A 22,939-nucleotide genomic window follows, 5' to 3' on the forward strand; every position below is an offset into this window, starting at 1 on the left:
TCGTGACGCCCCGTACGCCGGACGTCGCGGTCCTCAGGGGAACGTGCGGGTCGTCCCGGGGGTGCCCTCAGGGAAGACCCCGAGGGCACCCACCGGTCACCAGTCGTCCTCCTCGCGGTCGCGCCGCTCGTTCTCCTCGGTCCGCGCGCGCGCCGTGTCGAGCGCCTGCTGCGCCTCCTCGCGCGTGGCGTAGGGCCCCAGCAGGTCCTTCTGCTGACCCTTGTGCTCCAGCTCCTGCACCTGACCGGTGCTCGTGTCGTAGAACCACTGCGTGCTCATGGGCGCAATCCTGGCGCGTCCCGCGCCCGCCCGCGCCCCGGCTCCGGTGCCCCGACCGGGACCTAGACTCGGCCTCCATGAGCACCGGGACCTCCACCGCACCGCTGGGCACCCTCGAGCCCGGCACGATCTCCCCCCGCCGGCCGGTCCCCGCGAGCATCGCCCGTCCCGAGTACGTCGACCGCCCGGCGCCCGCGCCGTACACGGGGTCGCACGTCATCGACCCCGAGGGCGTCGAGCGCATCCGCAGGTCCTCGAAGCTCGCGGCGCAGGCGATGGCCCTCGTCGGTGAGCACGTCGTGCCGGGGACGACGACCGACGAACTGGACCGCATCGGCCACGAGTTCCTCTGCGACCACGGCGCCTACCCCTCGACGCTCGGGTACCGCGGGTTCCCGAAGTCCTTGTGCAGCAGCCTCAACGAGGTCATCTGCCACGGCATCCCGGACACGACGGTGCTGGCCGACGGCGACATCGTCAACATCGACATCACGGCCTACCTCGACGGCATGCACGGCGACACCAACGCCACGTTCCTCTGCGGCGACGTCGACGAGGAGTCGCGGCTGCTGGTGGAGCGGACCCACGAGGCGACGGTGCGCGCCATCAAGGCCGTCGCCCCCGGACGTGCGATCAACGTCGTCGGCCGGGTCATCGAGAAGTACGCGGCCCGCTTCGGGTACGGCGTCGTGCGCGACTTCACCGGGCACGGCGTCGGGCCGGCGTTCCACTCCGGTCTCGTCGTCCCCCACTACGACGCGGCCCCGCAGCACGCCACCGTCATGGAACCGGGGATGGTGTTCACCATCGAGCCGATGCTGACGCTCGGCACCCACGAGTGGGACATGTGGGAGGACGGCTGGACGGTCGTCACGAAGGACCGCCGCCGGACCGCGCAGTTCGAGCACACGATCGTCGTGACGGACAGCGGCGCGGAGATCCTCACCCTCCCGTAGGTCCTGGCGCGGGTCCTCCCCCGGTCGGACCCGGCCCGGGCCGAGATCCCCCTCGGGGTGCGGGACACGGCGGGCTGCTCCAGCGTTGACTCCTCGTACGGCACCCCGCCGCTCGACCCACGAGGAGGACCCCGTGAGCACCCCCGTCCTGTCCCGCCCGACCCACGGCAAGCTGATCGCCGGCGTGTGCGCCGGCCTGGCCCGGCGCTTCGGGTTGTCCCCCAACGTGGTGCGCCTGCTGTTCCTTGTCTCGTGCCTGCTGCCGGGGCCGCAGTTCATCGTCTACGTGGTGCTGTGGATCGTGCTGCCGAAGGACACCGGGGGCTACGGCCGGTGAGCCGCGTGGCCGCGGGGCGCTGCTCGCCCTAGGCTCCGGACTCGTGAGCGAGACCGAGCAGAGCAGCACCCCGCAGGCCCGCCCCGACGCCGTCGGCGGGCGCACCTCCGGCCGGGCGACCGGTCTGGGCGTCGACATCGGCGGTTCGGGCATCAAGGCCGCCCCGGTCGACCTGGCCGAGGGTGCGTTCGCCGCCGACCGCGTCCGCCAGGAGACGCCGCAGCCGTCCACGCCCGCCGCCGTCGCCCCCGTCGTGGCCGACGTCCTGTCGGGTTTCGACGTCCCGTCGGACACTCCGGTGGGGATCACGTTCCCCGCGGTCATCCAGCACGGCATCGCGCGCACGGCGGCCAACGTCGACCCGTCGTGGATCGGGACCGACGCCGGAACCCTGTTCTCCGAGACGCTGGGGCGCAAGGTCCTCGTCGTCAACGACGCGGACGCCGCGGGGTACGCCGAGGTCACGTTCGGCGCCGGCAAGGGCGTGCGCGGGGTCGTCCTCGTCACGACGCTGGGCACGGGCATCGGCAGCGCCCTGTTCGTCGACGGCCGGCTCGTGCCGAACACCGAACTCGGCCACCTGGAGATCGACGGCCACGACGCCGAGAAGAAGGCCGCGGACTCTGCCCGCGAACGCCACGACCTGTCGTGGTCGCAGTGGGCCAAGCGCCTGCAGCGCTACTACTCCCACGTCGAGGACCTGTTGTGGCCGGACCTCATCGTCGTCGGTGGCGGGGTGAGCAAGAAGCACGAGAAGTTCCTGCCGCACCTGGACCTGCGGGCTCCCATCGTGCCCGCTCAGCTGCGCAACGACGCCGGCATCATCGGCGCGGCGATGCTGGCGGCCGAACTCCAGGACTGACCCGGGGGGTCGCGCGTCCAACGTTGGAACGGGTGCTTCCGGTGGTGACCCGGTCGCACTAGGGTCGCCCCATGACTGACGCGACGCCGCGGCTGACGTTCGGACTCTTCCTCCCACAGGGCTGGAAGCACGACCTCGTCCAGGTGGACCCGGTCGACCACTGGAGCGTGATGAGCGGCCTGGCCCGCCACGCCGACGAGGGCGACGTCTGGGACTCGATCTGGGTCTACGACCACTTCCACACGGTTCCCGAACCCACCGACCAGGCCACCCACGAGGCCTGGTCGCTCATGGCCGCCTTCGCCGCCTCCACGCGGCGGATCCGGTTGGGGCAGATGTGCTCCTGCATGAGCTACCGCAACCCCGCCTACCTCGCCAAGGTCGCGACGACCGTCGACGTGATCTCCGGCGGCCGCCTCAACATGGGGATCGGCGCCGGCTGGTACGAGCACGAGTGGCTCGCCTACGGCTACGGGTTCCCCTCCGCCGGGGAACGTCTCGCCCGCCTCGACGAGGGCGTGCAGATCATGCGCCAGCTGTGGAGCGAGGGCGTCTCGACGTTCGAGGGCAAGCACTACCAGACGGCCGGTGCGATCAACCGTCCCCTGCCCGTGCAGGCCGGCGGGATCCCGCTGTGGATCGCGGGCGGCGGGGAGCGCAAGACACTGAAGACGGCCGCGAAGTACGCCACCCACACGAACTTCGACGGATCGCTCGAGACGTTCGCGCACAAGTCCGAGGTGCTGCGCGGGCACTGCGAGGACGTCGGGCGCGACTTCGCGAGCATCACCCGGACCGCCGACTACAACGTGGCCATCGGCCGGGACGAGAAGGAGGTCGCGGACCGCATCGCGGCCCGCAAGGCGTCCCTGGAGCAGTACGTCAGCGCGGAGGCCGCCGAACGCGAGGTGGGGAACTTCTCCTCCTCGGCGGTGGGCGTCGGCACCCCGGAGCAGATCGTCGAGAAGCTCAAGCCGCTGCTGGCCGCCGGCCTGGGGCACGCGAACTTCTACTTCCCCGAACTCGCGACTGACACCTCGGGGCTGGAACTGTTCGAGCGCGAGGTCGTGCCCGCGCTCCTCGCGGGCTGAGCACTCCACTCCCCGCGCTGAGCCTTCAGCGCGGGGAGACCGCCTGCGCCGCAGCGACGGCCCGCAGGACCCCGGCGAACGCCACGGCGGCCCCGGCGAGCAGGGCCCCCGACAAGACGAGCAGGGCGGCGACCGTCGAGGCGGCCGCGTCGTCCGGCAGCCTGGAGGCGGCGTTCATCGCGGCCCCGCCGGAGAGCCACAGCCCCCACCACACCCGCAGGTGCGGGGCGGGGACGTTCCGGGCCCGGTCGCGGCACGCGACCCAGACGTCGTGGACGAGCTGGTAAGGGACGAACAACAGCGCCACGGGGACGATCCACCCGAACCACGCCCACGCCGGGTTCCGGCGCTGGACCGCGTACGGGGCGAGGCGGACGGCGTTGCGGCGCACCCGGCCCAGCCACAGGGCGACCACGACCCAGTTCGCCAGCAGCAGCCCGAAGGTCGCCAGGGACCCCAGACCGCTGAGGAGGGCCGCGACGGGACTGCGGTCGGCCGCGACGGTGACGAGCCCGGTGAGGAGCACCGTCCCGGCCACCACACCCGCGAGCGCGGTGGCGGCGGTGCCCAGCCCCGCCGCGGGTTCCAGGGCCACCGGCGTGGGACCGCCCGGCGCCGGCGGCCACGCCGCGGGTGCCGGCGGGACGGTCTGCGGTCCGCCGAACCTCGGTGCGAGAGGGCCGGCGGCGACCTGGGAGGAGGCGCCGAACTCCCCTGCGGGCGGCGCGAAGAACGGGAGGTCCCCGGTTCGCGGCGCAGCGCCGCTCCCGAACTGCCGGTCGTCCACCACGGTCCTCCTCCTCGGCGGCCCTCGTGGCCCCGTGCACCCACTGTGCAGACGCCGTGACGCCCAGGACCCGGACGACGTCTCCGCGCCACCCGTTCAGCCCGCCGCACCACCCGCGTGGAGGCTCGCGGCAGACTGGGCCCGTGGGTGGTCCGGACGTGTGCGCCTTCTGCGGTGCCGGTGGTGAGGAGGCGCAGGTCGTCGTCAGCGAGCGCCTCGGCGTCGAGGTCGCCGTGTGCGCCGCGTGCCGGGAGAAGTTCGCGCCCCGCCCGGCGGTCCGACCGGCGGCCGTGCCCGTGGAGGGCGGCGACCTGCCGCCCACGCTCGGCCAGCAGACGTCGGCCGTCCTGGAGCACGTGCGCCGCCTGCAGCGGCGCGCGGAGCAGCGGCCGTACACCGAGGAGGACTGCCGCCACTGCGGCCACCTCGTGCACCGCTACCCCGGCGCCGACGGGGACACCGTGCGGTTGGCCAAGGAGCCGGTGCTCGCGCAGAGCGTGCCCGCCGCCGACCGGTGGGAGGTGCGCGACGGCCGCGCCGTGCCCGCGCCGGACGAGGTCGACGAGGACGCCCTCGGCGCCCGCGTCCTGCACGACGTCGTGTGCCCCGCCCACCCCGTCCCGGACAACCCGCGGCTGGCCCGGTTGTGGCACGAGCACCTGCGACCGCCCGCCGGCGAGGTCTGAGCGGGGTTCCGCCGCACACGACGTGCAGGAACGCTGCGCCAAGGAGGGGACGAGCCGGCCTGTAAGCCGGATCCTGTACCGCCGTTGCCGGCGGTGGCGACCATCCCTCTAGGACGTGCGTTGCCGCACGCCTCAAGCGACCTACCCGGCAGCTCGGGCGGGCCGCCCTCGAACGCTGCCTGTCTGGTCTTGCTCCGGGTGGGGTTTGCCGAGCCGCGCTGGTCACCCAGCGCGCTGGTGGTCTCTTGCACCACCGTTTCACCCTTACCGCCCCGATCGCTCGGGGAGGCGGTTTCCTTTCTGTGGCACTGTCCCGCGGCTCACGCCGGGTGGGCGTTACCCACCACCCTGCCCTGTGGAGTCCGGACTTTCCTCGGCGACCGGGCGAACCCGGTCGACGCGGCCGCCCGGCCGACTCGTCCGGCGCCAGCCTAGGCCATCCGGAAGCGCCGCGGTGCCGCCCAGGCCCTAGGCTCCCCCCTCGTGCTCGTGCTGCTCCCGCCGTCGGAGACCAAGTGGGCGGGACCGCGTCGCGGCGCCCCGGTCCGCCTCGACGCCCTCTCCCACCCCGAGCTGACGGCGGCGCGCGAGCAGGTGCTCGACGCGCTCGTCGAGGTCTCCGCGCGGCCGGACGCCACGGAGCTGCTGGGGGCGGGCGCGAGCCTGGCGGACGTCGTCGCCGCGAACACGACCCTGCGCTCCCGCCCGGCCGCGAGGGCGTCGCAGGTCTACACCGGCGTCCTCTACGACGCGCTCGACCTGGCGTCCCTGCCCGCGAGCGCCGCGCGGCGCGTGCTCGTGGTCTCGGCGCTGTGGGGTGTCCTGCAGCCGCGCGACCGCGTGCCGGGCTACCGGCTGTCGATGGGCACGTCCCTGCCGGGGACCGGACCGCTCGCGGCGTTCTGGCGCCGGCACCTCACCGAGGTGCTCCGGCCGTCGGGGGTCGTCGTGGACTGCCGCTCCAGCACCTACGCCGCGGCCTGGGTCCCGGACGCCGCCACCGCGGCCCGCACGGTCGCCGTGCGTGTCCTGTCGGGCGGCAAGGTCGTGTCGCACAACGCCAAGCACACGCGGGGGCTCGTCGCCCGCGCCCTCCTCGAGCGCGGCGGCCGGCCTCCGAAGGACCCCGCCGCCCTGCTCGCGGTCGTGTCGGAACGCTTCGACGCGAAGCTGCTGGAACCCGCGCGCCGCGGGGCCTCCTGGACGCTGGAAGTCGAGGCGGCCTGACGTGTGGTGGGTGTGCGGGATCGCCGGGGTCGTCGTCGTCGTCACGGGTCTGCTGGGCCGCGACGACATCGCCGAGGTGGCCGGGCGCGCCGGGCCCGTCCTGGCCTTCCTCCTCGCGGTGACGGTCGTCGCCGAGCTGGCCGACGCGGCCGGGGTCTTCGACGCCGCCGCCCGGCTGGCCGCGCGGATCGGCCGGGGCCGGACGTGGCTGCTGTGGCTCCTGGTCGTCGTCCTCGGGACCCTGTCGACCGTCGTCCTGTCGCTGGACACCACGGCCGTGCTGCTCACACCCGTCGTGCTGGCGCTCGCGTCGCAGCTCAAGCTCGACCCCCTGCCGTTCGCGGTGACGACGGTGTGGCTGGCGAACACGGCGTCCCTGCTGCTGCCGGTGTCGAACCTGACGAACCTCATCGGCCTGAGCACGATGGAGGAGTTCGGGGTCCGCGGGACGGCCGGGTTCACGTCGCTGTCGTGGGCCCCGTTCCTGGCCGGGCTGCTGGGCGCGGTGCTCGTCCTCGGCCTGACCTACCGGCGCCGGCTGCGCGGGAACTACGACGAGCCGCCACCGGCCCCCGACCGTGACCCGGTGCTCTTCCGGACGTCCGCGGTGGTCTGCCTGCTCCTCGCCCCGGCCTTCGTCAGCGGGATCACCCCGGCGATCCCCGCGGGGGTGGCGGCGGTCGTGCTCGTCGCGGTCTTCGCCGTGCGCCGGCGCGAGGCGCTGTCGGTGAAGCTGCTGCCGTGGCAGACGGTCGTGCTCGTCAGCGGCCTCTTCCTCGTCGTCGAGGCGGCCCAGGTGCACGGTCTGGAGGACCTCCTGCGCCCGCTGGCCGGCCGCGGCGAGGGGTTCACCGACCACCTGCAGCTCGCGGGGACGGCGGCCCTGACAGCGAACGTCGCCGACAACCTGCCCGCCTACCTGGCCGTGGAACCGTTGGCGGGCAGCGCGCACCGCCTCCTCGCCGTCCTCATCGGCGTGAACCTCGGGCCGCTCGTCACGCCCTGGGCGTCGCTGGCGACGCTGCTGTGGCTGGACCGCTGCAAGGCGCGCGGGGTGACGATCTCGCTGCCCCGCTTCGCCCTGCTCGGGCTCGTCGGCGCGACGGTCTGCGTGACGGGCGCGACGGCGGCCCTGCAGCTCACCCGCTGAGGTTCACAGCTCGCGGTGGTGCTCGTCGAAGGCGGCGCGCATCCCGACGAGGAAGCGCCGGACGACGTCCAGGTCGGCGTCGTCGAACGCGGCCATGACCTCGCTGCTGCGGCGGCCGAGGGGCCCGAAGAACTCCGTCGCGAGCTCCTGGCCGGGTTCGCCGTAGCGCAGGAACACCTTGCGGCGGTCGGTCTCGCTGCGGTCCCGGCGCAGGTGCCCCTTCTTCTCCAGGCGGTCCACGACACCCGTCGCCGCACCGGTCGTGAGGTTCAGCAGGCCGGCGAGCTCCCCCGCCGTCAGCGGGTCGTCGGCGCTCTCGCGGCGCATGACGTGGATGAGGGCCTGCAGGTCGGTCGGGTGCAGTCCGTGGCGTGCCGCGAAGACGTCGCCGATGCGCTGCGACGTCGCGGCGAGGTCGCGCAGTTCTTCGACGACGTCCTGCTCGAGACGGGCCCGGGGCGTGTCGCGGGGTCGGTACATGCTCATCGAGTTGAAATCCTACCGCTCGCACGCCAGACTTCTCAGTGACTGAGAGATCAACCGAAAGAGGTTCCCGTGCGACTCCTCACCGGCCGCGTCACGGCCTGGCTCGTGCTGCTCGCCGCCGTCGCCTTCGCCGGGCTCGTCAACGGCGTGGCCGGCTCGGCCCCCGAGGGCACCTCCGCCACGGGCGGACCCCCCGCCTCGGCCGAGTCGGTGCGCGCCGCGGCCCTCGCCGACCAGCTCCCCGACGACGGGCAGGGCGCCCTCCTCGTCGTCTACTCCCGCGACAGCGGGCTCACCGCCGATGACCTCGCCGCGGCCTCCCGCCTCGGCCGCCCGATCCCGAGCCAGGACGGCGAGGCGGCCCTCGTCACGGTGACGGTCCCGGTCGACGTCCCCCGCGAGGAGCTCGCTCAGACCGTCGCGGACCTGCGGGAGGAGTCCCGCCAGGACCTGCCCTCCGGACTGACGGTCCAGGTCACCGGCGGCCCCGCCTTCAGCGTGGACATCGCCGACTCCTTCTCCGGCGCCAACACGCGCCTGCTGCTCGTCACCGCCGGCGTCGTCGCGCTGCTGCTGCTCGTGACGTACCGCTCGCCCGTCCTGTGGCTCGTCCCGCTGGCCGTCGTCGGCATCGCCGACCAGGTGACGACGCGGCTGCTCGAACTCGTCGGACGCCTCACCGAGACCCCCGTCGACCCCTCCGCCACGGGCATCACGAGCGTCCTCGTCTTCGGCGCGGGCACGGACTACGCCCTGCTGCTCATCGCCCGGTACCGCGAGGAACTGCGCCGGGAACCGGACCGCCGCGCCGCCATGCGCGCTGCCCTGCGCGGGGCCGGACCGGCCATCGCGGCCAGCGCGGTCACCGTCGTCCTGGCCCTGCTGACGCTGCAGGCCGCCGTCCTGCCGAGCGACAAGACGATCGGGCGTGACGCCGCCATCGGGATCGTCGTCGCCCTGCTCTTCGGCCTGTTCGTCCTGCCGAGCGCCCTCGTCGTCTGCGGCCGCCGCCTCTTCTGGCCGTTCGTGCCGACGGTCGGGTCCACCGACACGACCCGCACGGGGGTCTGGGCACGCATCGCCGGCGCCGTCCTGGCCCGTCCGGTGCGCATCGTCGTCGGCTCCGTCGTCCTGCTCGGGATCCTCGGGGCCGGCCTGTCCGGCGCCTCCCTCGGGCTCTCGCAGACCCAGCAGTTCCGCGTCAGCGCCGAGTCCGTGGACGGATCGACCACCCTGTCCGAGCACTTCCCGGGCGCGGCCGCCGAACCCGCGCAGGTCCTCGTCCGCGGCGGGGACGTCTCCGCGGTGCAGACCGCCGCCGAGGGGGTCCGCGGCGTCGACGGCGTCAGCGTCGGTCGCAGCGCCGACGGCACCACCGAACTGCTGGCCCGCCTGGGGGCCGCGCCGGGCTCGGCCGCCAGCCGCGACACCGTCCGGGCCCTGCGCGAGGCGGTGCAGGCCGTCGCGCCGGGCACGCTCGTCGGCGGGACGGAGGCCGAGGCGCTCGACGTGCGGACGGCGACGGTGCGCGACCTGAAGGTCGTGACCCCGCTCATCGTGCTCGTCGTGCTCGTGGTGCTCGTCGTCCTGCTGCGCTCGATCGTGGCGCCGCTGCTGCTCGTCGCGACGGTGCTCGCGACGTACGTCGCCGCGCTCGGGGCGGCCTACCTGGTGTTCACGCAGGTGGCGGGCATCCCCGCCCTCGACACGCAGGTCCCGCTGCTCTCGCTGCTCTTCCTCGTGGCGCTGGGGGTGGACTACAACATCTTCCTCGTCACCCGGATCAGGGAGGAGACACCGGAGCACGGCACGCGGGAGGCCATCCGCGTGGGCGTCGCCGTCACCGGCGGGGTCATCACGAGCGCTGGCATCCTGCTGGCGGCCGTCTTCGCCGTCCTCGGCGTGCTGCCGCTCATCGTCCTCACCCAGATCGGGGTGGTCGTCGGCATCGGCGTCCTGCTGGACACCCTGCTCGTCCGCACGGTCCTCGTGCCGGCGCTGTTCGCGCTGCTGGGACACCGGGTCTGGTGGCCGAGCCGGCTGGACTCCCCGCGGGGCGGGGGCCGGCACCGGGGTCAGACGCGGTTGACGGCCAGCACCTCCGAGGAGCCGTCGGCGCGGTAGCGCAGGAGCGTGCGGGACCCGGGGTCGACGTGGATGCGGCGCTGCACCTGCGCCCCGACCCCCAGCACCGACCGCAGCAGGACGCGCAACGGATCGCCGTGCGTGACGAGGACGACCCGCTGCCCGGACCACCGGCGCAGCACCTCGTCGCGCGCGGCGAGCACGCGACGCTCCACCGTCCGCAGCGACTCGCCGCCGGGCGGCGCCGCCTCACCGGAGTCGTTCCAGACCGCGAACTCCCGCGGCCAGCGCTTGACCACCTCGGCCGACGTCAGGCCGTCCCAGTCGCCGAAGTCGGTCTCGTCCCACTGCGGGTCCACGACGACGCTCAGCCCGAGCCGGTCGGCGATGGTCTCGGCCGTCTGGCGGGAGCGGCGCATCGTGGAGGACAGGACGACGTCCGCGTCCCGCACCTCGCTGCACGCCGCGGCGGCCGCGGCCTCGGCCAGGCCGCGCTCGGACAGCCCCGGGTCGGCGCCGTAGCGGCCCGAGACGCGCCGCTGCTCGGTGAGCAACGTCGAACCGTGCCGCACGAGGACGATCGTCGTCGGCGGCCCGTCGGGGTCGACCGCCCGGGCGGCCGCGGACGGGGTGACGGGTTCGGCGGCCGCCGTCGCGCGCTGCCACTGCCGTCCGGCCGCCGCCGCGTCCATGGCCTCGTTCGCGAGCCGGTCGGCGTGGGAGTTCTGCGCGCGCGGGATCCAGCCGTAGTCGACGTGCGACCCCGCGAGCGACCGGGCCTCCTGCGCGAGGACGCGCATGTCGGCGTGCTTGACCTGCCAGCGCCCGGACATCTGCTCGACGACCAGTTTGGAGTCCATCCGCACCTCGACCCGGGCGTCGGGGTCGATCGCCTGCGCCGCACGGAGTCCGGCGATGAGACCGCGGTACTCGGCGACGTTGTTCGTCGCCCGGCCGATGGACTCGGCGACCTCCGCGAGGACCTCCCCCGTCGTGGCGTCCTTGACGACGGCGCCGAACCCCGCGGGACCGGGGTTGCCGCGCGAGCCGCCGTCCGCCTCGATCCGCAGGACGCGGCTCACAGCCCCGATTCCTCCGTGCGCACGAGGATGCGCCCGCACTCCTCGCAGAACACGACGTCGTCGGAGGCCGCCTTGCGGATCTCGGACAGGTCGGAGGCGTTGAGCTCCAGCTGGCAGCCGCCGCAGCGGCGCGAGCGCAGCAGGGACGCACCGACCCCGCCGCGCGGGGCGCGGACCTTCTCGTAGAGCGCCACGAGGGCGTCGTCGATCCCCATGACGATGGCCTGCCGGCGGGCCAGGACGGCCGTCTCCTCCCGGGAGATCTCCCCCAGCGAGGCGTCCCGGCGGGCCGTGACGTCCTCGATCTGCTCGGCGAGCTCGGTGTCGGTCGTCGTCAGCTCGGCGGCCGCGAACTGCACCTGCTCCAGGCGCTCCATGACGAGGAGCTCCTCCTCCTCCAGCACGTCCTGCCGGCGGGCGAGGGACTCCAGCTCGTGCTGCAGGTTCTGCAGGTCCTTGGCCGACCCGGTGCCGGACTCCAGCCGCTTCGTGTTGCGGGCGGCGCGGTCGCGGACCTGGGTGACGTCGGCCTCGGCCTTGGCGACCTGCCGTTCGGCGTCCCCGACGAGGGTGCGGGCGGCGACGAGCATGTCCGCGGACCGGCGGCGCTCCTTCTCGAGGCCGTCCAGCTCGGTCTGCTCGGGCAGCGTCGCGCGCCGGTGCGCGAGCTGCGCCAGGCGCGTGTCGACGGCTTGCAGGTCCAGCAGTCGCTGCTGGTCGATCGCCGGAGCCTTGGGCATCGCCCCTGCTCACTCTCCTCGGCTGGGGACGCGCAACGTCCAGGGGTCGGTGCGCGTGGTGGACACGTGGGCCTCAACCGTACGGCCGCCCGCGGCGAGGGCGACGACCAGGCGGTCGGCGCAGCCCGCCAGCCACGGCCACTCGCTGGCCCAGTGCGCCACGTCGACGAGGTGGGGACGCCCGTCGCCGAAGACCGCGCACTCGCGCGCCTCCGACGCCGGGTGGTGCCGCAGGTCCGCGGTCACGTAGACGTCGGCACCGCTCGCGCGGACCTGGTCGAAGAGGCTGTCGCCGGACCCACCGCAGACGGCGACGCGCCGGACGAGGGCGTCGGGGTCGCCCGCGACGCGGACCCCCTGCTCGGTCTCGGGCAGCGCGGCGGCGACGCGGTCGGCGAAGTCTCCCAGCCGTTCGGGGGCGGCGAGGGTCCCGACGCGACCGATGCCGAGGTCCGGGCGGCCCGGCAGCGGGTCCAGCGGCACGAGGTCGGCGAGGTCGAGGACGCGCGCGAGGGCGTCGGACACGCCGGGGGCGCCCGCGTCGGCGTTGGTGTGGGCGACGTAGACGGCCAGGCCGGCCGTGATCGCGCGGTGCACGACCCCGCCCTTGAACGTCGTCGCGGCCACCGAGTTCACCGGCCGCAGCAGCAGCGGGTGGTGCGTCACGAGCAGGTCCGCCCCGGCGGCGATCGCCTCCTCCACGACCTCGGCGACGGGGTCGACGGCGAAGTGGATGCGCCGGACGGAGGCGTCCGGGTCGCCGCAGACGAGCCCGACCGCGTCCCACGACTGGGCCCAGTCGAGGGGGTGCATGGCCTCCAGGGCGTCGGTGACCTGCCGGAGGGTGGGCGCGTCCGCCGAGGACGAAGGAGCCGCGGGCATCACGGGGGCGAACACTAACGGGTCCACCGACGGGTCACGGGCGGCTACCGTGGTGCCGCCGCGTCCCGTGGGGGCCGGCGAGGGGCCTGTAGCTCAGTTGGTAGAGCACCGCGTTTACACCGCGGCTGTCGTCGGTTCGAGCCCGGCCGGGCCCACCTCCCGCAGCACCCGCGCCGCCTCCCTCTCCGGATCGGCGACCTCCGCCAGGACCCGGCCCGCCTCCCGCAGGGACGCGGGTGCAGGTCCCGGGCCCGCCGGTCCAGGCCGAGGGTGGCCAGCTCCCCCGCAGCAGCACCGCGAGCGCGGTCGTTCCGCAGTGCTTCCCACCGGTGCTCCAGACCCCGGCCACCCGGGCCTCACCCCGCGAGCGAGGCCAGGTGCGCGGCGAGCGGGCGCGGCGCGTCGTGCACACCACGCAGGACCCACCGCACGCGATCGTCCTCGACGAGCAGGGAGAGCCGCCGGGCGACCCCGAGCTCCTCGTCGAAGGCGCCGAGGGCGCGGGCGACGGCCCCGTGCGGCCAGAAGTCGCTGAGCAGGGGGAACGGGTAGACGCGGTCGTCGGCCCACGCCCGCAGCGCGGGGACGGGATCGCACGACAACGCGGCGAGCTGCACGCCCGCCGCGTCGAAGCGGTCGATCTCGAAGGCGAGCGCCCCGAGCTCGGCCGTGCAGTGGGTGGAGAACGCCGCGGGGACGCAGACCAGCAACGCCGGTCCCTGCTCCCAGAGCTCGCGCAGCGCCACCCGTTCACCGTGCTGGTCGGGCAGGACCGCGTCGGGCACCGGGACGGCGTCCCCGACCTCCAGGTTCAGCGGCGCCCGCTCTTCGGCGTCGTCATCCGGGTACCGGCCCAGTTGGAGCACGCGCTCACGCTCGAGGTCGCGTGCAACCCCGCGGTGGGGGCGGCCTCGTCGATCTCGGACGCCGTCACGTGCCCGGGACGACCCTTCTTCGGCGTCAGGAGCCAGACGATGCCGCCGTCGGCGAGGTTGGTGATCGCGTCCACCAGGGCGTCCACGAGGTCGCCCTCGCCCTCCCGGTACCAGCAGATGACGACGTCCGCGACGTCGTCCGCGTCCTCGTCGAGCAGCTCGCTCCCCACGAGCTCCTCGACGGCCTCTCGGAAGTCCTCGTCGACCTGCTCGTCCCAGCCGTACTCCTGGACCAGTTGCCCGGACTTGAAGCCCAGCTTGGCCGCTGCAGCCACTTCAGCCGCAGGGTCCGCGGTCGCACCCACTGATGTCCTACCTTCCTCGAGACCCCTGGAGGTGGGGCTCCTTCGACAGTCCTGACCTCCTAGTTGAGCGGAGGAACGGTGCCCTGCGCAAGGCGAACCGCGCCACGGACCGTTCACGAGCCGTCCACGTCCCCTCCCGAGGCCCGCGACGAGCCCCCGGCGCGCCGCGGTGGGACGCTGGTCCGGTGGCCACGGCGTCGACCCGCACCCGCACGACCCGCCTCGACCTCGACACGGGGTCGGCGACCGAACGCGCCGACACCCTGGCGGTCGAGGAGCCGTTGCAGCTGGAGGTCGACGGCGAACAGCTGACGGTCACCATGCGCACCCCCGGCCACGACGTCGAGCTGGCGCTGGGCTTCCTGCACGCCGAGGGCCTGCTGCGCTCGGCCGAGGACGTCGTGGCGATGCGCCACTGCACCGACGTGGGCCCCGACGGGCAGCCGACCTGGAACCTGCTGAAGATCGGCGCCCGGCCGGGCAGCCGGCTCGCCGGGGACCGGGTCGCCCGCCCCTTCACGACGACGTCGGCGTGCGGGGTGTGCGGGTCGGTCAGCGTGGACGAGGTCCTCGCGCGCGTCCCCGACCCCGTCCACGACGACGCCGTCCGGGTCCGCGCCGACGTCCTCGCGGGCCTGCCCGACGCCCTGCGGGCCGCCCAGTCGACGTTCGAGCGCACCGGCGGCCTGCACGCGGCCGGGCTCTTCACCGCCGACGGTGAGCTGCTGTGCGCGCGCGAGGACGTGGGCCGGCACAACGCCGTCGACAAGGTGGTCGGCTGGGCTCTGCGCGAAGGGCGGGTCCCGTTGCGCGGCACCGTCCTCGTGGTCTCCGGACGCGCCTCCTTCGAGCTGGTGCAGAAGGCCGCGGTGGCCGGGGTCCCCGTGCTGGTCGCCGTCTCCGCGCCGTCCTCCCTGGCGGTCTCGCTGGCGCGCGAGGCGGGCATGACGCTCCTGGGGTTCGTCCGCCCGCCGCGGGCGAACGTGTACGCGGGAGGCCACCGCCTCGACCTCCGACCGGACGCGCCGAGCACCGCGCCGGAGAGCGGGGTGGGGACCGGGGTGGGGCAGTGTCCGACGTCCGTCCTAACCTGATCCCACCAGCTGGGTCCCGCCGCCCCTCCCGACCGACACCACGGTCCGGGCGGCACGACCCTCGACCGATGCGGGAGGACCACCACCGTGGCCAGACGCGATGAAGCGGGCGCGCCCGCCGGCAAGGGCCCCATCCTCAACGGCCTGCCGTCGCAGTTGCCGGACATCGACCCCGAGGAGACGGCCGAGTGGCTGGCCTCCCTCGACGGGATCGTCGACGAGCGCGGCCAGACCCGCGCGCGCTACCTCATGCTGCAGCTGTTGCAGCGGGCCCGTGAACGCCAGGTCGGGGTCCCCAGCCTCACCGCGACCGACTACATCAACACCATCGGCCCCGAGCAGGAACCGTGGTTCCCCGGGGACGAGGAGGTCGAGCGCCGCTACCGCGCCTGGATCCGCTGGAACGCCGCGGTCATGGTGCACCGCGCCCAGCAGCCGGGCATCGGCGTCGGCGGCCACATCTCGACCTACGCGTCCTCGGCGACGCTGTACGAGGTGGGCTTCAACCACTTCTTCCGCGGCAAGGACCACGCCGGCGGCGGCGACCAGGTCTTCATCCAGGGCCACGCCTCCCCCGGGGTCTACGCCCGCGCCTTCCTGGAGGGTCGGCTCAGCGCCGAGCAGCTCGACGGCTTCCGGCAGGAGGTCTCCAAGGCGCCGAACGGCCTGTCGTCCTACCCCCACCCCCGGCTCATGCCGGACTTCTGGGAGTTCCCGACGGTGTCGATGGGCCTCGGCCCCGCGAACGCCATCTACCAGGCCCAGTTCAACAAGTACCTGCACAACCGCGGGTTCAAGGACACGTCCCAGCAGCACGTGTGGGCCTACCTCGGCGACGGCGAGATGGACGAGCCGGAGTCGCGCGGTTTCGCCCAGCTCGCGGCGTACGAGGAGCTGGACAACCTCACGTTCGTCGTGAACTGCAACCTGCAGCGCCTCGACGGCCCCGTGCGCGGCAACGGCAAGATCGTCCAGGAGCTCGAGGCGTTCTTCCGCGGTGCGGGCTGGAACGTCATCAAGGTCCTGTGGGGCCGCGAGTGGGACACCCTGCTGGCGCAGGACAACCAGGGCGCCCTGGTGAACCTCATGAACGCGACCCCGGACGGGGACTACCAGACGTTCAAGGCCGAGAACGGCGCGTACGTCAAGGAGAACTTCTTCGGGCGCGACCCGCGCACGGCCAAGCTCGTCGAGGGCATGAGCGACGACGAGGTCTGGAACCTCAAGCGCGGCGGCCACGACTACCGCAAGGTGTTCGCGGCGTACCAGGCGGCGGTGAACCACACCGGGCAGCCGACGGTGATCCTCGCCAAGACCATCAAGGGCTACGGCCTGGGCCCGCACTTCGCCGGGCGCAACGCCACGCACCAGATGAAGAAGCTGACGCTGGAGGACCTCAAGCTCCTGCGCGACTCCCTGCGCATTCCGATCAGCGACGAGCAGCTGGAGAAGGACCCGTACCGTCCGCCGTACTTCCACCCCGGTGACGGCGACGAGGCGATCCAGTACCTGCGCAAGCGTCGGGCCGACCTCGGTGGGCCCGTCCCCCAGCGCCGCGTCCAGCACGCGCCGCTGCACCTGCCCGGCCACGACTCCTACAAGATCGCGGCCAAGGGGTCGGGCAAGCAGGAGATCGCCACGACGATGGCGTTCGTCCGGCTGCTCAAGGACCTCATGCGGGACAAGGAGTTCGGCGCCCGCGTCGTGCCGATCATCCCCGACGAGGCCCGCACCTTCGGGATGGACTCGCTCTTCCCGACGATCAAGATCTACAACCCGCACGGGCAGAACTACACGTCGGTGGACCGCGAGCTGATGCTCGCCTACAAGGAGGCCACCGACGGCCAGATCCTGCACGTGGGCATCAACGAGGGCGGCTCGATCGCGGCCTTCACGGCGGCCGGGTCGTCGTACGCGACGCACGGCCAGCCGATGGTCCCGATCTACGTCTTCTACTCGATGTTCGGGTTCCAGCGCACGGGCGACAACATCTGGGCCGCGGCCGACACCATGGCGCGCGGGTTCATGATCGGCGCGACCGCGGGCCGGACGACGCTGACGGGCGAGGGCCTGCAGCACGCCGACGGGCACTCGCTGCTGCTGGCGGCGACGAACCCGGCGGTCGTCTCCTACGACCCCGCCTACGCCTACGAGATCGGCCACATCGTCAAGGACGGTCTGCGCCGGATGTACGGCGAGGACCCCGAGAACGTCATCTACTACCTGACGGTCTACAACGAGCCGATGGTCATGCCCGCCGAACCCGAGGGCGTGGACGTCGAGGGCATCGTGCGCGGGATGCACCGCATCTCCCAGGGTCAGGGCGACGGTCCGCGGACCCAGCTGCTCGCCTCCGGAGTCGGGGTGCCGTGGGCCCTGGAGGCCCAGCAGCTCCTCAAGGACGACTTCGGGGTCGTGGCCGACGTGTGGTCGGTGACGAGCTGGAACGAACTGCGCCGCGACGGGCTGGCCTGTGACGAGCACTCCTTCCTCAACCCCGGGCAGGACGCGCGCACGCCCTACGTGACGCAGAAGCTCCAGGACGCCCCCGGCCCCGTCGTGGCCGTGAGCGACTGGATGCGACAGGTCCCCGACCAGATCGCGCAGTGGGTCCCGGGCGACTTCGCCTCCCTCGGCGCCGACGGCTTCGGCCTGTCGGACACCCGGGCGGCGGCGCGCCGGTACTTCCACATCGACGGTCCGTCCGTCGCGGTCCGCGCCCTGGAGATGCTCGCCCGTCGCGGCGAGGTGGACTGGCGCGCACCGGGTCAGGCCATCGAGAAGTACCAGCTGCACGACGTGCGCGCGGGCCGCAGCGGGAACGCGGGCGGCGAGAGCTGACATGAGCTCGCGGCAGTTGCTGCCCGAGGAGGTGGGGATCACCGTCCTCGGGCGGCTGCTGCTCGTGGGTCTGGGCGCCGGCGGTCTCGTCGGCGCCGCCACGGGGGCGGTCCTGGGCTCGGGCGGCACGCTCGGGTCCTGGGACGCCGTCTTCGTCTACCTCGGGGTGCTGACCGGGTTCCTCGCGGGACTGCTGACACAGGCCGTGACAGCCCTCGTCGTGCACGTCGTCCACCGGCGCGTGCAGTGGGACACCGTCCTGCGGACGGCACTGCTGCCCCCGGTGCTGGGCTCGGGGGCCGTGGCCCTGGCCGTCAGCGATCCCCTGCCCCCGGACCTGGCCTTCGCCGGGGCCGTGGCGGCGGTCTCCCTGGCGGCTGTGGCCGCCCGCGCGACCGTGCGCTGGTGCCTGGCGCCGTACCTGGTCCCCGTCTGGTGACCCCGGTCTGCTGATCCCCGCGCGGTGATCCCCGTGCGGGTGGTCGCGCCGCGACCGCGCACGGCCCGCTGAGGCGGCTCAGCGGGCGGCGCGGGCGATCTGACGTTCCAGCTCGGCGCGGAGGCTGTCCACGCGGGCGGAGTCGGGGTGCATGCCGAGGGCCTTGAGGTGCCGGCGCGCCTCGGACAGCCGTCCGGCGTCGATGGCCGCCGCGACGAGGTGCCGTCCGGCCTCCAGGTCGTGCTCGCGCGGACGCCAGTGCCCCACGCCGAGCGAGAGGGCCTCGTCGTTCATCCCGGCCTCGCGCAGGATCCCCAGGGCCGCGGCCAGGCCGGTCCCGGACCCGTCGCGTTCGGCGGCGATCCCGAGCCGGCGCAGGGCGGCGTCCCGGTCGTCGGCGAGCGAGAGCCGTCCCAGCACGAGCAGGGGACGCCAGGCCTGCGGGCTCTGCGCCATCTCCTCGGCCAGCGCCCACTCGGCGTTGTCCGCCGCGCGGCGGACCTCGTCGGGGTCGGGCGTTCCGTCGGCGTCCTCCTCGCGGGCCAGGGCCGCGCGCGTGCGGACGACCTCGGCGAGCGTGGTGAAGGCTGTGGCGTCGTTGGGGTCCTCGCGCAGCACCTCGCGCAGGGAGGCCTCGTTGACGACGGGTTCGGTGCGCCTCGCACGGCGGCGGTTCCGCCGGCCGGGAGGACCGGTCCGGGACGTACCGCCTCCCGGAGTCGACTTGCGCCACCGGTCGAGCAGTCCCATGCGTCCCCTTCCGTGCGTCCCTCCGAGGCGACTCCTCGGGATCTTCGGCAGGTCACCCGTTCGCGACCCTAGTGCAGACGGGCGACGTCGGCCCTCCCGCCCACGATGGGGCCCACCGGGATCCGGCCGCGTCCTAGCCCACCCCCTAGGCTCGCGGGGTGCCGAAGGACCCGACCGAGCTGTCGCCCGCGACGGTCCGACGGCTGGAACAGGCCCAGGGCTCCTTCGCCTCCGCGATCGCCGCCCGGATGGACTCCGCGCACCCCTGGTACGCCGAGCTCCCGGCCGACGAGCGGTCCTGGGTGGGACTCGTGGCGCAGGCCGGGTTCGGCGACTTCCTGCGCTGGCTGTCCGAACCGGACCCCGACGTCCTGGCCGGCACGGCGGTCTTCGGGACGGCCCCCCGCGAGCTCATGCGCTCGGTGACGTTGCAGCAGACGGTCGAGCTCGTCCGCACCGCGATCACGGTCGTCGAGGAGGGGCTCGACGCCGTCGTCGGCGACGGCGAACCGGCCGAGCAGGTCGCGGCCCGGGAGGCGCTGCTGCGCTACTCGCGGGAGGTGGCCTTCGCCGCGGCCGCCGTCTACGCCCGGGCCGCGGAGTCGCGCGGGGCGTGGGACGCCCGCCTGGAGGCCCTGGTCGTCGACGCGGTCCTGCGCGGGGACGGGGAGGACACCATCGCCTCGCGCGCCGCCGCCCTGGGCTGGACGCTCGACGCCCCGACCACCGTCGTCATCGGTCCCTCCGGCGACCAGACGTCGGCCGCGGCCGTGGCGCGGGTCCGCACGCTGGCCCGCGCGGCCGGCGGGGAGGCCCTCGTCGGCGTGCAGGGGGACCGTCTGGTCGTCGTGCTGACGGGCGACCTCGACGTCGCGGCCACCGCGGACCGCCTCGCGCGCAGCGAGTTCGGTCCCGGTCCGGTCGTCGTGGGACCCACCGTCGGCGGACTGCCCGTCGCGGCGCGCTCCGCCCGCGCGGCGCAGGCGGGGATCGTCGCGGCCCGCGCGTGGCCCGAGGCCCCGCGCCCGGTGCTGGCCGACGACCTCCTGCCCGAACGCGCCCTGTCGGGGGACGCGACGGCCCGTCGTGCCCTCGTGGACCGGGCCTACGCGCCGCTGGCCGAGGCCGGGGGTTCGCTGCTGGAGACGCTCACGGCCTACCTCGCGCACGGCGGCTCCCTCGAGGCGTGCGCCCGCTCGCTGTTCGTCCACGCCAACACGGTCCGGTACCGGCTGCGGCGGGTGGCGGAGGTCTCGGGGTGGACGCCGTCGGCGCCACGCGAACGCTTCGTGCTGCAGACGGCCCTGGCGCTCGGCCGGTTGTCGCAGGGCGGGACCGGGTCCCGCGGGGACCAGTCCCCCACCTCCCGCTGACCGGTTCCTCGCCGATTCCTACCCAGCGTGCCCGATCGGCTACGCGATCGGCGCCGACCCGTCGGCGGTCGCTTGGAGGATCCCTACAACTCACGGGCGGTAAGTCGGTGAGCGTCGTGACCGTGATCCAGGGGTCGCGACCGGCAGGCTGAGCCGGTGCTCGTCTTCGTCTTCCCCGGTCAGGGCTCACAGTCGCCCGGCTTCCTCGCCCCGTGGCTCGAACTGCCCGGTGTCGTGGACCGCCTGCGCTGGGCCTCCGCCGTCGTGGGCGACGACCTCGTGGCGCACGGCACCGTCTCCGACGCCGACACCCTGCGCGACACGGCCGTGGCCCAGCCCCTCATCGTCGCCGCCGGGCTGCTCGGGCTGCGCGAGCTCGTCAGCTCACCCGCCGACCTGGCCGCCGTCGCCGGCGCCGTCGCCGGCCACTCCGTCGGCGAGCTGACCGCGGCCGCCGCGACGGGCGCACTGACGCCCGAGCAGGCGCTCGTCCTGGTCCGCGAACGCGGCCGGGGCATGGCCGCCGCCGCGGCCGCCCGACCGACGGGCATGAGCGCCGTCCTGGGCGGGGACCACGACGAGGTCGCCGCGAAGCTCGCCGCGCTCGAGCTGACGCCCGCCAACGCCAACGGCGGCGGGCAGACCGTCGCCGCCGGCACGACCGAGGCCCTCGCCGCCCTGGCCGCCGACCCGCCCGCCAAGGCACGCGTCATCCCGCTGCAGGTCGCTGGCGCCTTCCACACGGAGCACATGGCCCCTGCCGTCGGTGCGCTGGAGCAGCTGGCCGCCGGCATCGACCCCGGCACCGCGCGGGTGCCGATCGCCGCCAACGCCGACGGCGAGCTGGTCACCGACGGCGCGCAGTTCCTCCAGCGCCTCGTGGCCCAGGTGAGCCGTCCGGTGCGCTGGGACCTGGTGACGGAGGCGTTCGCCCGCCTCGGCGTGACCGCGCTGATCGAGGTCCCCCCCGCGGGGACGTTGACCAACCTGGCCAAGCGCACACTGAAGGGCGTGGACGTCCTGGCCCTGAAGACGCCGGACGACCTGGACAAGGCCCGGACCATGATCACCGAGCACGGTGGCGTGGCCGCGACGCTGACCACGACGGAGGCCGCCCTGTGACCGCGATCAAGACCGCACCGACCCGTGAGGCACGCCTGCTCGGCGTCGGGGCGCACCGCCCGCCGCGCGTCATCGACAACGAGGAGGTGTGCACCTGGATCGACTCCTCCGACGAGTGGATCCAGCAGCGCACCGGCATCCGGACGCGCCGCTGGGCGGCCCCGGACGTCTCCGTCGTCGACATGAGCGAGGACGCCGCCGCGAAGGCGCTGGCCCAGGCCGGGCTCACCGGCTCCGACGTCGACGCCGTCATCCTGGCGACCGTCTCCCACCCGTACCAGACCCCGGCCGCCGCCGCCGTCGTCGCGCACCGGCTCGGCGCCACGCCGGCCGCGGCCTTCGACGTCTCCGCGGGCTGCGCCGGCTTCTGCCACGGCGTCGCCCTCGCGGCCGACCTCGTCCGCGGCGGGACCGCCCGCAACGTCGTCGTCGTCGGGGCCGAGAAGCTGTCCGACTTCACCGACCAGCACGACCGCTCCACCGCGTTCCTCTTCGCCGACGGCGCGGGCGCCGTGGTGATCGGCAGGGGCGAGGAGGCCGGTGTCGGCCCGACGGTGTGGGGTTCGGACGGCGGGCAGGCCGAACTCATCAAGTCGAAGTTCTCCTGGCTGGAGCTGCGAGCGGCCCAGCAGGCCGACGCCGCCCTCGTCGCCGAGGACCCGGCCGAGGTCGGGGACGTCGACCGCTGGCCCTACCTCGAGCAGCAGGGCCAGTCGGTGTTCCGCTGGGCCGTCTGGCAGATGGCGCCCGTCGCCCAGGCCGCGCTCGACGCCGCCGGGGTGAGCGCGGAGGACATCGACGTGTTCGTCCCGCACCAAGCCAACGCGCGGATCATCGACGCCATGGTCAAGCAGCTCAAGCTGCCCGAGAGCGTGCACGTCGCCCGCGACATCGTCGACATGGGCAACACCTCGGCCGCCTCGATCCCCCTCGCCCTCGAGCGCGCGATGGCCGACGGGGACGCCCCGTCCGGTGGCCTCGCGCTGCTCATCGGCTACGGCGCGGGCCTGTCCTACGCCGCCCAGGTCGTCCGGCTCCCGTAGCCGGCTGCGTTCTCCTGGCCGCGAATCCCGCGGTCAGGCCGTTCCGGTGGTCCAGGCGGACCACCGTCCACATGGAGGAGCCACGCATGGCCAGTGAGCAGGAGATCCTCAGCGGTCTCGCCGAGATCGTCAACGAGGAGACGGGCCTGCCCACCGACAGCGTCCTCGCGGACAAGTCGTTCACCGACGACCTCGACATCGACTCGCTGTCGATGATGACGATCGTCGTCAACGCCGAGGAGAAGTTCGGCGTCCGGATCCCGGACGAGGACGTCAAGAACCTGCGGACCGTGGGCGACGCCGTCGCCTACATCTCCCAGGCCCAGGGCTGAGCACGCCCGACACGCTGGACCCGGCCGGCCCGCCTCGGCGGGCCGGCCACCCGCA

Annotated in this window: 24 protein-coding genes, 1 tRNA gene and 1 other RNA gene; 16 read left to right on the forward strand and 10 right to left on the reverse strand. The window is 74.0% G+C overall.

The features are described 5' to 3' along the window. Positions 1 to 96: 96 nt before the first annotated feature. Complete coding sequence (locus AB0637_RS10615; RefSeq protein WP_366172019.1) at positions 97 to 279, reverse strand: SPOR domain-containing protein; 183 nt, start codon at positions 277 to 279, stop codon at positions 97 to 99. Between the two features lie 77 nt (positions 280 to 356). On the opposite strand from AB0637_RS10615, the gene map reads away from it, so the two are divergent. The 4 genes from map to AB0637_RS10635 all read left to right on the forward strand — a co-directional run bounded on the left by map (position 357) and on the right by AB0637_RS10635 (position 3,525). After that, positions 357 to 1,235 (forward strand): type I methionyl aminopeptidase, encoded by an 879-nt coding sequence (gene map, locus AB0637_RS10620; RefSeq protein ID WP_366172020.1) that lies wholly within the window; start codon positions 357 to 359, stop codon positions 1,233 to 1,235. A 133-nt stretch (positions 1,236 to 1,368) separates the two neighbouring features. Beyond that, positions 1,369 to 1,572, forward strand: coding sequence for a PspC domain-containing protein (locus AB0637_RS10625; protein ID WP_366172022.1), 204 nt, complete (start codon positions 1,369 to 1,371; stop codon positions 1,570 to 1,572). Positions 1,573 to 1,696: 124 nt separating this feature from the next. Further along, positions 1,697 to 2,434: a polyphosphate--glucose phosphotransferase gene (gene ppgK / locus AB0637_RS10630; RefSeq protein WP_366172163.1), complete on the forward strand. Its 738-nt coding sequence runs from the start codon at positions 1,697 to 1,699 to the stop codon at positions 2,432 to 2,434. 92 nt (positions 2,435 to 2,526) lie between these two features. Continuing rightward, positions 2,527 to 3,525 carry an LLM class F420-dependent oxidoreductase gene (locus AB0637_RS10635; protein ID WP_366172165.1) on the forward strand — a complete coding sequence of 333 codons (999 nt, stop codon included), beginning with the start codon at positions 2,527 to 2,529 and terminating at the stop codon, positions 3,523 to 3,525. A gap of 25 nt (positions 3,526 to 3,550) precedes the next feature. On the opposite strand, the gene AB0637_RS10640 is transcribed toward AB0637_RS10635, so the two are convergent. Next, on the reverse strand, positions 3,551 to 4,312 hold the full coding sequence (locus AB0637_RS10640) for a DUF4328 domain-containing protein (protein WP_366172024.1): 762 nt from the start codon (positions 4,310 to 4,312) through the stop codon (positions 3,551 to 3,553). 143 nt (positions 4,313 to 4,455) lie between these two features. Between AB0637_RS10640 and AB0637_RS10645 the strand changes: the two genes are divergently transcribed. Then, positions 4,456 to 4,998, forward strand: a complete 543-nt coding sequence (locus AB0637_RS10645) for a DUF6083 domain-containing protein (RefSeq protein WP_366172026.1) — start codon at positions 4,456 to 4,458, stop codon at positions 4,996 to 4,998. A gap of 46 nt (positions 4,999 to 5,044) precedes the next feature. Here the strand turns inward: AB0637_RS10645 and rnpB are convergent. After that, positions 5,045 to 5,417, reverse strand: an RNA gene (rnpB, locus tag AB0637_RS10650) — RNase P RNA component class A. A gap of 64 nt (positions 5,418 to 5,481) precedes the next feature. Here rnpB and AB0637_RS10655 point away from each other — a divergent pair. Together AB0637_RS10655 and AB0637_RS10660 are read left to right on the forward strand one after the other, a co-directional pair. Then, entirely contained in the window at positions 5,482 to 6,225 is a 744-nt protein-coding gene (locus tag AB0637_RS10655) for a peroxide stress protein YaaA (protein ID WP_366172028.1), read from the forward strand. Positions 6,226 to 6,235: 10 nt separating this feature from the next. Continuing rightward, on the forward strand, positions 6,236 to 7,375 hold the full coding sequence (locus AB0637_RS10660; protein WP_366172030.1) for an SLC13 family permease: 1,140 nt from the start codon (positions 6,236 to 6,238) through the stop codon (positions 7,373 to 7,375). Between the two features lie 3 nt (positions 7,376 to 7,378). Here AB0637_RS10660 and AB0637_RS10665 read toward each other — a convergent pair whose 3' ends face one another. Next, entirely contained in the window at positions 7,379 to 7,861 is a 483-nt protein-coding gene (locus AB0637_RS10665) for a MarR family transcriptional regulator (RefSeq protein ID WP_366172032.1), read from the reverse strand. Between the two features lie 69 nt (positions 7,862 to 7,930). On the opposite strand from AB0637_RS10665, the gene AB0637_RS10670 reads away from it, so the two are divergent. Further along, positions 7,931 to 9,985 (forward strand): MMPL family transporter, encoded by a 2,055-nt coding sequence (locus AB0637_RS10670; protein ID WP_366172034.1) that lies wholly within the window; start codon positions 7,931 to 7,933, stop codon positions 9,983 to 9,985. On the opposite strand, the gene AB0637_RS10675 is transcribed toward AB0637_RS10670, so the two are convergent. The 3 genes from AB0637_RS10675 to AB0637_RS10685 are packed head-to-tail and all read right to left on the reverse strand — an operon-like array spanning position 9,937 to position 12,650. Beyond that, on the reverse strand, positions 9,937 to 11,028 hold the full coding sequence (locus tag AB0637_RS10675; protein ID WP_366172036.1) for a bifunctional RNase H/acid phosphatase: 1,092 nt from the start codon (positions 11,026 to 11,028) through the stop codon (positions 9,937 to 9,939). The genes AB0637_RS10670 and AB0637_RS10675 overlap by 49 nt on opposite strands. After that, positions 11,025 to 11,768: a C4-type zinc ribbon domain-containing protein gene (locus tag AB0637_RS10680; RefSeq protein ID WP_366172038.1), complete on the reverse strand. Its 744-nt coding sequence runs from the start codon at positions 11,766 to 11,768 to the stop codon at positions 11,025 to 11,027. The genes AB0637_RS10675 and AB0637_RS10680 overlap by 4 nt, the downstream gene beginning before the upstream one ends. Before the next feature lie 9 nt (positions 11,769 to 11,777). Next, entirely contained in the window at positions 11,778 to 12,650 is an 873-nt protein-coding gene (locus AB0637_RS10685) for a Nif3-like dinuclear metal center hexameric protein (protein WP_366172167.1), read from the reverse strand. Positions 12,651 to 12,732: 82 nt separating this feature from the next. Between AB0637_RS10685 and AB0637_RS10690 the strand changes: the two genes are divergently transcribed. Continuing rightward, positions 12,733 to 12,805, forward strand: a tRNA-Val gene (locus tag AB0637_RS10690). Positions 12,806 to 13,006: 201 nt separating this feature from the next. On the opposite strand, the gene AB0637_RS10695 is transcribed toward AB0637_RS10690, so the two are convergent. Both AB0637_RS10695 and AB0637_RS10700 read right to left on the reverse strand, forming a co-directional pair. Then, positions 13,007 to 13,516, reverse strand: a complete 510-nt coding sequence (locus AB0637_RS10695; protein WP_366172040.1) for a redoxin domain-containing protein — start codon at positions 13,514 to 13,516, stop codon at positions 13,007 to 13,009. After that, positions 13,462 to 13,890 carry a DUF3052 domain-containing protein gene (locus AB0637_RS10700; protein WP_366172042.1) on the reverse strand — a complete coding sequence of 143 codons (429 nt, stop codon included), beginning with the start codon at positions 13,888 to 13,890 and terminating at the stop codon, positions 13,462 to 13,464. The genes AB0637_RS10695 and AB0637_RS10700 overlap by 55 nt, the downstream gene beginning before the upstream one ends. A 185-nt stretch (positions 13,891 to 14,075) precedes the next feature. Here AB0637_RS10700 and fdhD point away from each other — a divergent pair, with 185 nt between their 5' ends. From fdhD to AB0637_RS10715, 3 genes are all read left to right on the forward strand, one after another. Beyond that, positions 14,076 to 14,984 (forward strand): formate dehydrogenase accessory sulfurtransferase FdhD, encoded by a 909-nt coding sequence (gene fdhD, locus AB0637_RS10705; protein ID WP_366172044.1) that lies wholly within the window; start codon positions 14,076 to 14,078, stop codon positions 14,982 to 14,984. 87 nt (positions 14,985 to 15,071) lie between these two features. Next, entirely contained in the window at positions 15,072 to 17,825 is a 2,754-nt protein-coding gene (gene aceE / locus AB0637_RS10710; protein ID WP_366172046.1) for a pyruvate dehydrogenase (acetyl-transferring), homodimeric type, read from the forward strand. 1 nt (position 17,826) lies between these two features. After that, positions 17,827 to 18,264, forward strand: coding sequence for a hypothetical protein (locus AB0637_RS10715; RefSeq protein ID WP_366172048.1), 438 nt, complete (start codon positions 17,827 to 17,829; stop codon positions 18,262 to 18,264). Between the two features lie 78 nt (positions 18,265 to 18,342). Here AB0637_RS10715 and AB0637_RS10720 read toward each other — a convergent pair whose 3' ends face one another. After that, on the reverse strand, positions 18,343 to 19,014 hold the full coding sequence (locus AB0637_RS10720; RefSeq protein ID WP_366172050.1) for a hypothetical protein: 672 nt from the start codon (positions 19,012 to 19,014) through the stop codon (positions 18,343 to 18,345). A 158-nt stretch (positions 19,015 to 19,172) separates the two neighbouring features. On the opposite strand from AB0637_RS10720, the gene AB0637_RS10725 reads away from it, so the two are divergent. From AB0637_RS10725 to AB0637_RS10740, 4 genes are all read left to right on the forward strand, one after another. Next, positions 19,173 to 20,387: a helix-turn-helix domain-containing protein gene (locus AB0637_RS10725; RefSeq protein WP_366172052.1), complete on the forward strand. Its 1,215-nt coding sequence runs from the start codon at positions 19,173 to 19,175 to the stop codon at positions 20,385 to 20,387. Positions 20,388 to 20,543: 156 nt separating this feature from the next. Next, the gene (locus AB0637_RS10730) at positions 20,544 to 21,509 is read left to right on the forward strand and encodes an ACP S-malonyltransferase (RefSeq protein WP_366172054.1); all 966 of its coding nucleotides are present in this window, start codon (positions 20,544 to 20,546) and stop codon (positions 21,507 to 21,509) included. Further along, complete coding sequence (locus AB0637_RS10735) at positions 21,506 to 22,552, forward strand: beta-ketoacyl-ACP synthase III (protein WP_366172056.1); 1,047 nt, start codon at positions 21,506 to 21,508, stop codon at positions 22,550 to 22,552. The genes AB0637_RS10730 and AB0637_RS10735 overlap by 4 nt, the downstream gene beginning before the upstream one ends. A gap of 86 nt (positions 22,553 to 22,638) precedes the next feature. Then, positions 22,639 to 22,884: an acyl carrier protein gene (locus AB0637_RS10740; RefSeq protein WP_366172058.1), complete on the forward strand. Its 246-nt coding sequence runs from the start codon at positions 22,639 to 22,641 to the stop codon at positions 22,882 to 22,884. The last annotated feature ends 55 nt before the right edge of the window (positions 22,885 to 22,939 follow it).

The organism is Kineococcus sp. NPDC059986 (assembly GCF_040702905.1).
Lineage (GTDB): Bacteria > Actinomycetota > Actinomycetes > Actinomycetales > Kineococcaceae > Kineococcus.

Bases quoted from the DNA above. Each gene is read 5' to 3' on its own strand.
- AB0637_RS10615 (WP_366172019.1), bottom strand. From the start codon at position 279: ATGAGCACGCAGTGGTTCTACGACACGAGCACCGGTCAGGTGCAGGAG.
- map (WP_366172020.1), top strand. From the start codon at position 357: ATGAGCACCGGGACCTCCACCGCACCGCTGGGCACCCTCGAGCCCGGC.
- AB0637_RS10665 (WP_366172032.1), bottom strand. From the start codon at position 7,861: ATGAGCATGTACCGACCCCGCGACACGCCCCGGGCCCGTCTCGAGCAG.
- AB0637_RS10680 (WP_366172038.1), bottom strand. From the start codon at position 11,768: ATGCCCAAGGCTCCGGCGATCGACCAGCAGCGACTGCTGGACCTGCAA.
- AB0637_RS10685 (WP_366172167.1), bottom strand. From the start codon at position 12,650: ATGCCCGCGGCTCCTTCGTCCTCGGCGGACGCGCCCACCCTCCGGCAG.
- AB0637_RS10715 (WP_366172048.1), top strand. From the start codon at position 17,827: ATGAGCTCGCGGCAGTTGCTGCCCGAGGAGGTGGGGATCACCGTCCTC.
- AB0637_RS10720 (WP_366172050.1), bottom strand. From the start codon at position 19,014: ATGGGACTGCTCGACCGGTGGCGCAAGTCGACTCCGGGAGGCGGTACG.
- AB0637_RS10740 (WP_366172058.1), top strand. From the start codon at position 22,639: ATGGCCAGTGAGCAGGAGATCCTCAGCGGTCTCGCCGAGATCGTCAAC.